The sequence below is a fragment of the Viridibacillus sp. KH_047 genome, from assembly GCF_057838945.1.
In genome coordinates this window covers 1,214,580-1,227,187 of sequence record NZ_CM174479.1, presented here as the reverse complement: position 1 = coordinate 1,227,187, position 12,608 = coordinate 1,214,580, and the positions used below count along the sequence as shown (strand labels likewise).

Below are 12,608 nucleotides of genomic sequence, written 5' to 3'. Positions count from 1 at the left end.
TTACATTTACATACCACCAGAAATATTTAAATTTTCCCCTGTAATACCTGAAGCTTCATTAGATGATAAGAAGTAAACACCATCGGCAATTTCTTCTGCACTAATGAAGCGTTTCATCGCTTGTTTTGGATAGAGAATTTCAGCTAATGCTTCAGCTTCAGTCATCCCTTTTTCTTCTAAATCTTGAATTTGTTTTACTAGCAACGGCGTTTTTACAGGACCAGGTAAAACAGCATTGGCTGTAATACCAAATTCAGCACCTTCTAATGCGGTTACTCTTGTCAGACCAATCACACCGTGTTTTGCTGCAACATAAGCAACCTTTTCAGGTGTAGCCATTACTCCATGAACAGAGGAAATATTCACAATACGTCCATACTGTTGCGCTTTCATATAGGGCATAGCATGCTTAGTCATAAGGAAAGGTCCAGTAAGCATAACGTTAATTAATAAATCCCACTGTTCTGTTGGGAAGTTTTCAATTTTTTCACGATATTGTAATCCTGCATTATTTACGAGGACATCAACATTCCCTCTTGTAGCGACTTGCTTGAATACTTCACGAACTGAATCTTCATTTGTCACATCAAGTACTATCGCTTTCACTTGATCACTGTATTGATTTTGTAATTCTAGTACTCTATCTAAATGGAGATCTGCTGCAAATACAAAATCTCCTTGATCAACAAATTTTTTCACCATTGCTTGTCCTAGTCCACCTGCAGCTCCAGTAATAATAATATTTCTCATCAATTTTCCTCCAATGATTTAGTGCCCATATGAAACACAATCCTTTTTAATAGAATAAGATCGCTACAATCAATGCCGGTATACTTGCCAAAAGTGGCGCAATGACCGAAGTTGCAAAAAACATGTTAAAACATCTTTATGGGTTAATTTAGAGACAACTAAAATTCTAATAATCGCATCATTAGGCGGTAAACCACCAGAAGCAATTGCTACAATTCGGAGTATTGCATCAGGGTTAACGCCCAGATTTAGATAAACTTTTGATAACGCTTCCATTTTTGTCACTAAACCCACGGAAGATGAACATGGAATTAGACTTACCACTGGTGCTAGAATAATTAATAATATCAGTGAAACAATACTAGTGATTAAAGTCCACATTTAAACATCACCTATTTAACTATCTCGACATCATACAATAATGGTAGACCAATCTTTTCAATTAACTCCTCAATAGTTAAGTCTCCGTATAAATCAATAACTTTTACACCTTCCGAAGTAAACATAAATGTTGCATACTCCGATACGAATAAATCTACTTTTCTTTCACCGCTAGATTCATAAGTAAGTTGATCTACTAATTTCGAAGAGCCGTCCTTTGCAAATAAAGTTGATGCAACTATTACTTTTTTAGCACCTGCAACCAAATCCATTGCGCCTCCAACACCCAAGATTGGTTGATTTGGAACTGCCCAGTTAGCAATTTCTCCACTCTTATCAATTTGTAATATTCCTAATATTGCGACATTTAAATGCCCACCTCTAATCATTCCAAATGAATCTGCACTATCAAAAAATGAGGCGCCTTTTGTAATTGATACTGGTGTCTTACCGGCGTCGATTAGATCAATATCTACGGCATTCTCTTTAGGAGGGGGTCCCATTCCAATAAGGCCATTCTCTGATTGTAGATATACTTTCTTTCCTTCTAAAAATGAGGCGACTAAAGTCGGAATACCTACTCCGAGGTTTACTACATCACCTTCTTCAAGCTCTTGAGCTATACGTTTTGCAATAATTTCTCGTTTATTTAGCTTCAACGTACTGACTCCCTTCTTTTATGTAAGTACTTTGAACAACATAATCAACATAGAGATGTGGTGTAACAATATGTTCAGGGTCTAAGTCACCAACTTCTACAATTTCATCTACCTCTGCAATTACAATATCGGCTGCAGTTGCCATCACTGGATTAAAATTACGTGCAGTTGTATGATATACCAAATTTCCAAGTCTATCGGCTTTAGCTGCTTTAATGAGGGCTACATCTCCTCTAATTCCTTTTTCAAATACATAACGTTGCCCATCAATTTCTCGAATTTCTTTATCTTTTGTTAATGCAGTACCAACTGCTGTTTTTGTATAAAAACCACCAATTCCTGCACCACCACTACGAATTGCCTCTGCTAAGGTTCCCTGTGGTAATAGTTCTATTTCTAGTTCTCCTTTAGACCAAGCTATCACAGCTTCTTTATTTATGGTAAAGAAAGAGCCAATCGCTTTTTTAATTTTTCCTTCCATAAAAACCTTATGAAGTCCCATGCCGTTATCCCCAAGATTATTACTAACTATTTCTAAGTTCTCAATGTCAGTATGCAATATTTGATCTAACACACTTAATGGTGTTCCAGAAATACCAAACCCACCCACAAGAATTCTCATATCACTTTTCAAAAGCTGACGTATATCCTCTAATGAAACTATAGTTCCCATCATTCACACTCCTTTTATAGTAATAATTATATCTAGTTCAATTTATTGGAATAAATTACTAGACTGTGGTCTAATATTAATACATAGAATTTTTATAGTCAATCTAGAATAGGAGAGAAAAAGTGAATAAAAGAGTGAATAAGCAACTTAGAGGAGTAATAACAAGGGATAAAATTTTAACAACGGCATTAGAATTATTTAAAAAAAGAGGATACAATAAGGTAACTGTTGATGAAATTATTCTAGCAAGCGAAACTTCAAAAGGTTCTTTTTATCAACATTTCCCTTCTAAAGCATCTATTTTTTTATATCAATTTTCAAAAGCGGATGAATATTATATCGAAATATCAAAGAACATTCCAAATGACCTTTTAGAACTAACAAAAGTTGAACATTTTTCTCTTGAGGTATTAGATTTTTTAGATAAATTAATGGGGAAAGAATTAATGAGAGTTATATACAGTACAGCTATAGAATCCAATGAACATACTTTCTTTATTAATGCAAATCGGCCATTATTTAAAATAATAAGAACATATATTGAAAAAGCATTCTCCAACAATGAAATTAAAAATGGTTATTCTCTAGACGAAGTATATACTAGTTTAATTCAAGGAATTATGGGTATTATTTATCATTGGGGTATAAATGATAATATCACTTCTTTAAAACAAGTTGGACAACCCTTGCTTTCCGCTATAATAATAGGTTTCAAAACACCTTCTAATGTAATTACTTCTACAGAAGAAATACCTTTTTACAAATAAGACTTTTGATTGAGTCGAGTTTTCTTTTTAAGGTAAGACTTTAACTAAAACAAAATATTAATACTATGATTTTTCTACTCTCATGATCTCTCAACAAAGAACGAAATTATTATTATTTAAGTAAAACAAAAACCCACAAACTGACTAATTTTCGTCAGCTTGTGGGTTTTCTGTTTCTTCGGATGCTTCTTTTTTAGATTCGAAATTAGCTCCGAATAATTGAGGTGCTCTTTCAAGTTGCTCAATAAATGATTTTGACTTCAAGCGCATACCTGTTTGTTCTTCATAAATCGTTGTACTAATTTTTTTTATAAACTTTTTTGTTTCTTTTTTTAGTGTCAATTTCCCTATTTTTTCAATAGGTACACTATAAAACATTCGGATAAGTTTTAACTGAGTTGGTGTTAGGCGTATGATATACGGATCTTGGTGGAAGCATCGATGACAAAGGAAGCCACCTTGCGTAAATGAAAAAGCGAATTCTCCATCAACAGCACTACAACTTGCACATTCATGCAATATCGGCTGCACACCAGTAAAAGGTAGCATTTTCCATTCCACAAACAATGCGATAGCTTCAGGGTCGTAACCTTCTTCAATGGCACGTAATGCTTGCACTAACACTTCAAAAGCATAAGGCTCCGCTTTTTCCGATTCAATTAAACGATCGACAAGTTCAACTGCATAACTTGCATAAGCGGTCGCTACAATATCTTCACGAATATGACGCATCGATTCTAAAGGTTCACCTTGTTGCACAGTGCCCATACCACGCCCTTGTTGAATTAAAAAGGAACCATATGTGAATGGTTGCGTAACCGAGGCTAAACGACTAGATGGTTTTTTCGCACCGCGAGCCATTGCCGTTACCTTTCCAGCTTCTCGCGTCATAAACGTGACAATTTTATTGGTCTCGCCATATGGTTGTGTTTTTAAGACAATGCCTTCCCATTTATTCAGCAATTGTCTTCACATCCCTAACTTAATATTCGTCTTCTCTGAAACCAAAGTCACGTAATTGAGAAGATTTGTTACGCCAGTCTTTTTGTACTTTGACCCAAAGTTCTAAGTACACTTTACTGCCTAAAAGCATCTCAATATCTTTACGTGCGCGGATTCCAACTTCTTTCAATAGGGCACCTCGTTTACCGATGACAATCCCTTTTTGTGAATCACGTTCTACAATAATTGTAGCCATTACACGAATCATATCTTTGTCTTCATCTTTTGCAATTTTGTCCACTTGTACTGCGATTGAATGTGGAATCTCTTCACGTGTTAAGTGCAACACTTTTTCACGTACTAATTCAGAAATGATGAAACGCTCAGGGTGGTCTGTTACTTGGTCAGCTGGGTAATATTGAGGTCCTTCAGGTAAATAGTTTTCGATTGTTTCTAGCAAACGATCAACATTATTACCATCAAGAGCAGAAATTGGAATAATCTCAGCAAAATCATATTCAGCTTTATAATCTTCAATTGTGTGCAATAAGTTATCTGGGTGCACTTGGTCAATTTTATTGATTACTAAGAAGACAGGTGTCTCATTGCCTTCAAGCATTTCTAAAATGAACTGATCCCCTTTGCCTAACTTTTGAGTTGCGTTGACCATGAACATAATGACATCAACTTCTCGCAAAGTGTTTTTAGACACTTTTAACATGAATTCTCCCAATTTATGTTTTGGTTTATGAATCCCTGGTGTATCGATGAAAACCATTTGGCTAGCATCTTGTGTTAAAACACCTTGTACTTTGTTTCGTGTTGTTTGTGGTTTATCACTCATAATGGCGATTTTCTGACCGATAACACGATTTAGAAACGTTGATTTCCCTACGTTTGGTCTACCAATAATTGAAATAAAGCCTGATTTGAATTGATTATTTTCCTGCATTCCTTAAATCCTCCGGTGTAAAGGCACCTGGTAAAAGTTCACGAACTGTTGTCTCTTGAACATCGCCTTTTAAATTTGTTAAGTAAACTGGCATATCTGGTGCGCAAAATTCAGCAATAACTTGGCGACATGCTCCACATGGTGCACATGGCCCTTCTGTATCCGCAACAACAGCTAGCGCAGTAAATTCTTTTTCGCCTTCTGAAACAGCCTTGAAAATGGCAGTACGCTCTGCACAGTTCGTCATACTGTAACTCGCATTTTCAATATTGCATCCACGGTAAACTTTACCGTCTTTTGTTAGTAGAGATGCACCGACTTTAAATTTTGAATAAGGGACATGGGCATTTTCGCGTCCTAGTTTTGACTCTTCCATTAATTGATGTTTGTCCATTAGAATCACCTCATATAAATTAATTCATCCACTTAGGCAAAAAGATGAGTATCCCGATTATAGCACTTGCACAAGCAAATACAAGTACGGCACCTGCTGCCAGGTCTTTTGACTGTTTGGCAAGAGGGTGTATCTCTGATGTACTAAGGTCCACTACTCTCTCAATTGCAGAATTAATCATTTCAAGGGTTAGCATAATAGCAATGACAATAATAATTACTAGCCACTCTGTTTGCGATAATCCAGTGAGCAAACCCGCACTAATAGCAATAATTGCCGCTAACAAATGGAAACGGAAATTCTGTTCTCTAAATGCATACAATATCCCTTGAAACGCATATTGAAATGATTTCAAAAATTTACTGACGTTCATTAGCATCACGGCTTAGGCCGTAGGATTCAAGAATTTTATCTTGTTTGCCAAACATTACTTTTTCATCTTCGGGCACCATATGGTCATACCCTAGTAAATGTAAAAATCCATGTACAGCTAAAAAGCCTAATTCTCGTTCAAATGAATGTCCGTATTCATCCGCTTGTTCTTTTGTACGATCGATTGAAATTATAATATCACCTAAAATACGCGGCATACCTTCAGCAATAATTTCCACTTCTCCTTCTCCCATTTCTTCAAGGGCAAAGGAAATGACATCTGTTGGTGCATCTTTTTGGCGATATTGACGGTTAATTTCATGTATCGCTTCATTCGTTACAAACGTCACAGATAATTCTGTTTCATCTTCAATATTTTCAACTGTCGCAGCATGTTGTAGTAATTTTTCTACTAGCTCGATATCAGAATCCTTTACTTTTGATGTTTCATCTAAAAAATCAATGTTTAAACTCATTTAGTTGCCTCCTAGGCTTATTTTGGCTTCGGATATTCGATACGTGAATGGAAGATACCATTTAGCGTTTCACAAAAAACTGCTTCAATCTTTTTTAATTCCCGGACGGAAAGATCGCATTCATCAAATTGTCCATCCTGTAATTTGTCTTGTGCAATGGCATGAACCAGCTTTTGAATTTTCTCAGCAGTTGGTTCTTTCATCGAACGAACAGCAGCCTCTACACTGTCCGCTACACTTATTATAGCAACTTCTTTCGTTTGTGGCTTAGGTCCAGGGTAACGATAATTAGATTCAATTACAGCTGGATTTTTTTCCTTCTCTTTATAATAAAAGAATTTCAAAAGACTTGTCCCATGATGTTGTCTTGCAATGTCTATAATTTCTTTTGGCATTTTATGAGCTTCTAACATCTTAGCCCCATCTTCAGCATGCGCGATAATAATATCTCGACTCGTTTCTGCTGGCAAGCTATCATGAGGATTGATGGCTCCCATTTGATTTTCAACGAAAAATCCAGGCCTTTTTGTCTTTCCAATATCATGATAATAGCTACCTACTCTTGCTAGCAAGCCATCTGCTCCAATAGCTTCACAGGCAGCATCAGCAAGATTTGCCACCATTACACTGTGGTGATAAGTACCAGGTGTTTCTACTAAAATCTTTTTTAATAATGGATGATTTGGACTTGATAACTCTATTAATCTAAAGGATGACAGAATACCAAATGCCGATTCAATAAACGGTAATATCCCTAATGTAAGTGCGCCTGACAATAAGGCAGAAACAATGGATGCTACTAAATAATAAGTGAGTTCGGTCATACCATATGTAGATTGAGTCAATAGTAAATAAAAGCCAATAAAAGTGGCATTTACTATTGCAATACCCATACTTGTTTTTAAAATACGCGAACGTTTTTCAATTCCTTTACTGAAAAACAAGCTACTTAATCCACCAAAGATAATATATAAAGATACTTCCATTTGAATGACAGTAGCGTAACCCTCTTGGAAAATGACACCTGCTGCAACCCCTGTCATAATCGTTATGATGATTGCGATACGTTCATTAACTAGTAATCTAATAAGCATAGGTGCCATCGCAACTGGGTAAAGAAACCCTATCATTACTTCGAATTCGTTCTTAATCAGACTCAGCAATTCCATCACGACAATAGATAGTAAATAAATTGTAACTGTAATGATTAAATCACGGACTTTTGTTTTTTCGTCGGTTTTCCAATTACGGAAAAGAGCAAAAAAGAAAGCCATTTGTAAAGTGATGAGTAAAAATAACCCCATTATCGGTTTAGTAGAAGTATGATCAGCAAGCATCCCTGTTAACTCTAATTCTCGGTAGACATCACGATCGATCACTTGTCCTTCTTGTACAATAATTTGACCTTGCAATATACGTGTTGGATCCACATTAGCCTTTGCTTGTTCAATCTGTTCCTTTGTTAAATCTGGGTTTTCCTTTTCCGTCTCTGTTATAGAAAACCTTCCAATTGAAACGAGTGTTGCACGAATTTCTTCTGGAAATTCAGGTTTTTCTCTAATTTCTTTATCAATTTTAGCCTTTATCTCTGCTACATGATCCGCTCGAATAGGTTCAGATAGTTGTTTTTTCACAAGTTCCGTTAATTCATCACGCGTTACCCGTAAAGAGTCATTATCTTGTTCGAGCAATGCCATCAATTCTTGATCAGTAAACCGGAGTCCTTGACCATCTGTTTTTAATGCGATTAATTTTTCTCGTAGTTCTGCTACACGATCTTGCATAACAGATTCTTTTTCTTTTTTAGTTTTTCCGTCCTCAATCGACGTTTTCACTTCTAAAACATAGTCAAAAATGGACTTAATCATTGATGCACGATTTTTTGCAATCTCTTCAGAATAATGATAGACAGGCTTAACCGCACTAGCTGCTTGCTCTCTATCTTCCTCAGTTTTTACTGTGTCCTCTACTGTCTTCATCGAACGTATCGTATCCGGCGATAATTGAAAAAGTTTTAAGTCGAAATGTTCGCCCCTCACATTCCCAAGCATCAGTGAAAATTGCAAAATGCCCGTGACAGTTAATATGACGGCAAGTAATACCGGAAAACGAAAGTACTGCATTAGCTTTTTTAAAAAAGCATCCATACAGCCACCTCCTATCTATAGACTATCATATCAACAATTGACATTTTTTTCACAAAAAATATAACGGATTTCGCTATAAATAATAATAAATTTATAAATAATTAATAATACCAACACAAAATCGACACGAAAATATTTATACAAAAATAAAACGCAACACCCATAAAATGAGTATTGCGTCATCTAATACACTATTGCTCTTCTTCATAAGCTTGTATAATTTTTGCTACCAGTGGATGACGAACTACATCCGCTTGTTCAAGAATTTGAAAATGGATATCCTTCACATTTTGTAACGTCTGTTCAGCATTTGTTAGCCCTGATATTGCACCTTTTGGTAGGTCAATTTGGGTTTTATCACCTGTTATAACCATTTTCGATCCAAAGCCAAGACGTGTTAAGAACATCTTCATTTGTGCTTTAGTTGTATTTTGAGCTTCGTCTAAAATAACAAAGGCATCATCTAACGTACGTCCACGCATATAAGCAAGTGGCGCAATTTCAATCGTGCCTCGGTCAATTAGTCGTGTCGTTTGTTCAGCACCCAAAATATCATGCAGTGCATCATATAAAGGTCGTAAATACGGGTCGACTTTTTCCTTTAAATCTCCCGGTAAGAAACCTAGACTTTCTCCAGCTTCTACTGCAGGACGTGTTAAAATAATTCGTTTCACATTGCCGTTTTTTAGTGCTTGTGTTGCCATTACTACAGCTAAGTACGTTTTCCCAGTTCCTGCAGGCCCAATACAAAATGTTAAATCACGATGTCTAATTGCTTGAATATACTCACGTTGACCAATCGTTTTGGCCCGAATCATTTTACCTTTAGTATTACGGGCTATGACTTCATCATAGAGCTCTGCAAAATACTCGATTGTACCGTTTTTAGCCATTTCAACTGCTGTAGCAACATCACGTTGATTGATATTAATTCCCTTACGAATAACTTTTAATAATTGTTCTAATAATTTCGTTGCATCGTCTTTTTGACTTTCATTACCGACAATATGAATTGTTTCGCCACGCGTAATGATTTGCACATTAAAAGCCGTTTCAATCAATTTCATATTTACATCTGATATACCTAAAAGCATTACCGCTTCGTTAGGATCTTGCACGTTTAATTGGGTTGGTTGTTGTTCTAGCATGCTCAATCTCCTTGATAAATCGCTTGTTTAACTGCAATGTTTTCATTTACCAAAAACAATACTTTCCCTTTTACTGTATCATTATCAATAGCAACCTGCAAAAGTTTTTCCCGTTTTATAACTGTTTTAGATGGCAATTCATTGACATATTTTTGATGAAGTAGTGGTAACAGTACCTTTTCAACCGATTGCTCATCTAATACAAGCTCTCTTGTTATACCTTGCTGTGTGACAGATAAGTCAACATACTTAGCTAACCATTTAGGTAGTTTTACTGTTTGCCAGTCACCGTCCTTTTTTTTCTTGTCCTTTTTCCACTTCAACTCATAATGTCGTTCACCTGGCACCTCATATTCAATCTTTTTTGGTAGTGAGAACGACGCCTCAATCCAGTAGTCCGCAAATACCTCTCCTTCAGCCCCGTAGACGATTTCTTTCTCACCTTGTTTCAATATACCGGTGACGAGCAAATCACCCGCATAAACGGCCTTATTTTCCTCTACAACGCGTTCACCTTTCGTTAAATTAAAATGCGTTATAACACCACTCTTTTTAGCTATTAAGTGGCTCGGTTGTTCTTTTTTTTCAATTTCAGTATCTAGCTTAGGCGAAGGGATTGGTGAAAAGGTGAGATGACTTCCTTGCTGATTAATATGCACCCAAGATAATTCTCGCTGATCTTGTAAAATTTGCTGTCTAATCACTGTTTCATCAGGTAACTTACGCTTTAAAAATGGCGGTGAAATTTGCAATATATATAAACTCTTTTGCAGCTCTTCCTCCTGCTCTGGAGTGGATGCATCGATATCGACAGACCAAATAAATTGTGAAGCGCATAAAGGGACGAGAAATAACAATAATAATCCTATATGCACGATCCACTCATTACGTAAAATAACTTCCTCGTCTAGCCAGTCTATTGTAATTCTCATATGATATTTGCGTCTGAGTTTACGAATCATTGGTAAATGCTTACGAGTTGTTTGGAATGTTACATAATTTTTTGTCGTTTTCACTTTCTTAAGAGGAATGTTCGCCTTTGCTAATGCCCTTAAAAATCCAGGTAGGCGATCATTTTGCGTCACTTCTAACTCCAGTTTACGATTATTCCATCCATGCCTTTGCAAGTTAACTCTCCTGCCATTTTTCAATTGTCATTTTTTCTAATTGATTCAATTTCAAAGCTACCAGCTCGTCCTTTAGCACTTGGATTTGCAGCTCTTTCGCTTCGATATGAATGATAAACTCTTCGTGCAAAAATTCCACTTGCTTCTCAGAAATCTTTTGAATTGTAATTTTCCCTCTTAACTGGATCGTTTGGAAGTTTTCAATTTCGATAAGAGGCAGTAGCTGAAATAGCCGTTTCGACATACAAAAACCCCCTTCTCTATAGCATATGCAAAGAGAGCGGGGGTCATGTATTAGCGTTTCGATTTTGGTGGACCTAATATTTCGGCCATTATAATTGATTGCGCTAATTGATTTTTAGTTTGTGGAAAATTAAACGTTTTATTATCAGTATGTTTCACTTTTTTCTGAATTTCTGCTCCGCGAGACATGGCAGGACGGGTTGATCTTGAGTTTTCAAAACTACGCGTACCCTCTGAAACACTGCTTCGCTCTATTATAGGTGCAACTTTTTCTTCAATTATTTCTTTAGCTTTTTCAACTTCAGCTTTCGGTTGTTCACCAAATTTGCTTTCAAGATCACGGAAAACTTCTTTCGCATAATCTTCTAAACTACGCGTTTGACCTGTTCTTTGTGGCATCGTTTTACGATGTTCAGAACTTTGCGGTCTTTGCACAGGACCCTTATTTGGCGATTGCTTATCCCTTGACTTTTTGTCCTTGAAAAAAGCACTAATAATAGCTGATATTATGAACAGGATGATTACTTCCAATGGAAGTGCCTCCCTCCTAATGGTTGACGATTACTTATTGATTGTCATTGGTGTTATCATGTGAGTCTTGATTAATTTTACTAATTGAATCACGCATACTTGTATCAGCCTGCACGTTTTTGTAGTTCATATAATCCATAATACCAATATTACCGCTACGAAGAGCTTCTGCCATAGCTAAAGGAACCTCAGCTTCTGCTTCTACTACTTTCGCTTTCATCTCTTGCACTTTTGCAACCATTTCTTGTTCGTTGGCTACAGCCATTGCACGACGTTCTTCAGCTTTTGCTTGTGCGATATTTTTGTCTGCTTGCGCTTGCTCAATTTGAAGTTCTGCCCCAATATTTTTGCCGACATCAACGTCTGCAATATCAATCGATAGAATTTCAAACGCTGTACCAGAGTCTAATCCTTTTGATAATACGGTTTGAGAAATTGAATCTGGATTCTCTAATACTGTTGAATGGTTTTTAGAGCTACCGATTGTACTAACAATACCTTCACCTACACGGGCAACGATTGTTTCTTCACCGGCACCACCAACAAGTCGTTCGATATTAGCACGAACTGTAATACGCGCTTTCGCTTTAACTTCAATACCATTCATTGCTACACCCGCGATAAATGGTGTTTCAATTACTTTCGGATTAACCGACATTTGAACAGCTTCTAATACGTCACGACCTGCAAGATCGATTGCTGCACAGCGTTCAAAAGTTAACTCGATATTCGCACGATGAGCTGCGATTAACGCATTGACAACACGGTCTACGTTACCACCTGCAAGATAATGACTTTCTAATTGATTAATCGTTACTGGTAATCCTGCTTTATGTGCTTTAATTAATGGATTGACGATACGTGATGGAATAACTCGACGTAAACGCATACCAATTAATGTGAAAATACTAACTCTAACCCCAGCTGCTAATGCAGAAATCCACAATGCCACAGGGACAAATGTAAATAGAACTGCTAATGCTATAAATACTACTACAATAGCAATAATAGCTGTAATTGCACTACCTGTTAATGCCATTTAAAAC

At 36.5% G+C, this 12,608-nt stretch carries 16 protein-coding genes; 1 reads left to right on the top strand and 15 read right to left on the bottom strand.

Annotated features, from left to right (window positions below; genetic code table 11):
- Positions 1-6: 6 nt before the first annotated feature.
- The 4 genes from AC3IS5_RS06145 to AC3IS5_RS06130 all read right to left on the bottom strand — a co-directional run bounded on the left by AC3IS5_RS06145 (position 7) and on the right by AC3IS5_RS06130 (position 2,463).
- Positions 7-750, bottom strand: a complete 744-nt coding sequence (locus AC3IS5_RS06145) for a 3-hydroxybutyrate dehydrogenase (RefSeq protein ID WP_489427005.1) — start codon at positions 748-750, stop codon at positions 7-9.
- A 69-nt stretch (positions 751-819) separates the two neighbouring features.
- Positions 820-1,131, bottom strand: coding sequence for a hypothetical protein (locus AC3IS5_RS06140; protein WP_489427004.1), 312 nt, complete (start codon positions 1,129-1,131; stop codon positions 820-822).
- A gap of 11 nt (positions 1,132-1,142) precedes the next feature.
- Positions 1,143-1,790, bottom strand: a complete 648-nt coding sequence (locus AC3IS5_RS06135) for a 3-oxoacid CoA-transferase subunit B (protein ID WP_489427003.1) — start codon at positions 1,788-1,790, stop codon at positions 1,143-1,145.
- The gene (locus AC3IS5_RS06130) at positions 1,777-2,463 is read right to left on the bottom strand and encodes a CoA transferase subunit A (protein WP_489427002.1); all 687 of its coding nucleotides are present in this window, start codon (positions 2,461-2,463) and stop codon (positions 1,777-1,779) included. The genes AC3IS5_RS06135 and AC3IS5_RS06130 overlap by 14 nt, the downstream gene beginning before the upstream one ends.
- A 122-nt stretch (positions 2,464-2,585) precedes the next feature.
- Between AC3IS5_RS06130 and AC3IS5_RS06125 the strand changes: the two genes are divergently transcribed.
- Entirely contained in the window at positions 2,586-3,230 is a 645-nt protein-coding gene (locus AC3IS5_RS06125; protein WP_489427001.1) for a TetR/AcrR family transcriptional regulator, read from the top strand.
- Positions 3,231-3,374: 144 nt separating this feature from the next.
- Here AC3IS5_RS06125 and recO read toward each other — a convergent pair whose 3' ends face one another.
- The 11 genes from recO to floA all read right to left on the bottom strand — a co-directional run bounded on the left by recO (position 3,375) and on the right by floA (position 12,601).
- Entirely contained in the window at positions 3,375-4,193 is an 819-nt protein-coding gene (gene recO / locus AC3IS5_RS06120; protein ID WP_427726286.1) for a DNA repair protein RecO, read from the bottom strand.
- Between the two features lie 19 nt (positions 4,194-4,212).
- The gene (gene era, locus AC3IS5_RS06115; RefSeq protein ID WP_053416381.1) at positions 4,213-5,124 is read right to left on the bottom strand and encodes a GTPase Era; all 912 of its coding nucleotides are present in this window, start codon (positions 5,122-5,124) and stop codon (positions 4,213-4,215) included.
- Positions 5,111-5,518, bottom strand: coding sequence for a cytidine deaminase (locus AC3IS5_RS06110; RefSeq protein WP_489427000.1), 408 nt, complete (start codon positions 5,516-5,518; stop codon positions 5,111-5,113). The genes era and AC3IS5_RS06110 overlap by 14 nt, the downstream gene beginning before the upstream one ends.
- A gap of 19 nt (positions 5,519-5,537) precedes the next feature.
- Positions 5,538-5,891 carry a diacylglycerol kinase family protein gene (locus tag AC3IS5_RS06105; RefSeq protein ID WP_489426999.1) on the bottom strand — a complete coding sequence of 118 codons (354 nt, stop codon included), beginning with the start codon at positions 5,889-5,891 and terminating at the stop codon, positions 5,538-5,540.
- Entirely contained in the window at positions 5,878-6,366 is a 489-nt protein-coding gene (gene ybeY, locus AC3IS5_RS06100) for an rRNA maturation RNase YbeY (RefSeq protein ID WP_193740495.1), read from the bottom strand. The genes AC3IS5_RS06105 and ybeY overlap by 14 nt, the downstream gene beginning before the upstream one ends.
- A gap of 17 nt (positions 6,367-6,383) precedes the next feature.
- On the bottom strand, positions 6,384-8,513 hold the full coding sequence (locus AC3IS5_RS06095; RefSeq protein WP_489426998.1) for an HD family phosphohydrolase: 2,130 nt from the start codon (positions 8,511-8,513) through the stop codon (positions 6,384-6,386).
- A gap of 191 nt (positions 8,514-8,704) precedes the next feature.
- Entirely contained in the window at positions 8,705-9,661 is a 957-nt protein-coding gene (locus AC3IS5_RS06090) for a PhoH family protein (RefSeq protein WP_038187073.1), read from the bottom strand.
- A 2-nt stretch (positions 9,662-9,663) separates the two neighbouring features.
- Positions 9,664-10,788: a sporulation protein YqfD gene (locus AC3IS5_RS06085; RefSeq protein WP_489426997.1), complete on the bottom strand. Its 1,125-nt coding sequence runs from the start codon at positions 10,786-10,788 to the stop codon at positions 9,664-9,666.
- Position 10,789: 1 nt separating this feature from the next.
- Positions 10,790-11,032, bottom strand: coding sequence for a hypothetical protein (locus AC3IS5_RS06080; protein ID WP_038187079.1), 243 nt, complete (start codon positions 11,030-11,032; stop codon positions 10,790-10,792).
- A gap of 50 nt (positions 11,033-11,082) precedes the next feature.
- The gene (locus AC3IS5_RS06075; RefSeq protein ID WP_489426996.1) at positions 11,083-11,562 is read right to left on the bottom strand and encodes a hypothetical protein; all 480 of its coding nucleotides are present in this window, start codon (positions 11,560-11,562) and stop codon (positions 11,083-11,085) included.
- Positions 11,563-11,596: 34 nt separating this feature from the next.
- Positions 11,597-12,601 carry a flotillin-like protein FloA gene (gene floA / locus AC3IS5_RS06070; protein ID WP_489426995.1) on the bottom strand — a complete coding sequence of 335 codons (1,005 nt, stop codon included), beginning with the start codon at positions 12,599-12,601 and terminating at the stop codon, positions 11,597-11,599.
- Positions 12,602-12,608: the final 7 nt, after the last annotated feature.

Bases quoted from the DNA above. Each gene is read 5' to 3' on its own strand.
- AC3IS5_RS06145 (WP_489427005.1), bottom strand. From the start codon at position 750: ATGAGAAATATTATTATTACTGGAGCTGCAGGTGGACTAGGACAAGCA.
- AC3IS5_RS06140 (WP_489427004.1), bottom strand. From the start codon at position 1,131: ATGTGGACTTTAATCACTAGTATTGTTTCACTGATATTATTAATTATT.
- AC3IS5_RS06130 (WP_489427002.1), bottom strand. From the start codon at position 2,463: ATGGGAACTATAGTTTCATTAGAGGATATACGTCAGCTTTTGAAAAGT.
- era (WP_053416381.1), bottom strand. From the start codon at position 5,124: ATGCAGGAAAATAATCAATTCAAATCAGGCTTTATTTCAATTATTGGT.
- AC3IS5_RS06110 (WP_489427000.1), bottom strand. From the start codon at position 5,518: ATGGACAAACATCAATTAATGGAAGAGTCAAAACTAGGACGCGAAAAT.
- AC3IS5_RS06105 (WP_489426999.1), bottom strand. From the start codon at position 5,891: ATGAACGTCAGTAAATTTTTGAAATCATTTCAATATGCGTTTCAAGGG.
- ybeY (WP_193740495.1), bottom strand. From the start codon at position 6,366: ATGAGTTTAAACATTGATTTTTTAGATGAAACATCAAAAGTAAAGGAT.
- AC3IS5_RS06095 (WP_489426998.1), bottom strand. From the start codon at position 8,513: ATGGATGCTTTTTTAAAAAAGCTAATGCAGTACTTTCGTTTTCCGGTA.
- AC3IS5_RS06090 (WP_038187073.1), bottom strand. From the start codon at position 9,661: ATGCTAGAACAACAACCAACCCAATTAAACGTGCAAGATCCTAACGAA.
- AC3IS5_RS06080 (WP_038187079.1), bottom strand. From the start codon at position 11,032: ATGTCGAAACGGCTATTTCAGCTACTGCCTCTTATCGAAATTGAAAAC.
- floA (WP_489426995.1), bottom strand. From the start codon at position 12,601: ATGGCATTAACAGGTAGTGCAATTACAGCTATTATTGCTATTGTAGTA.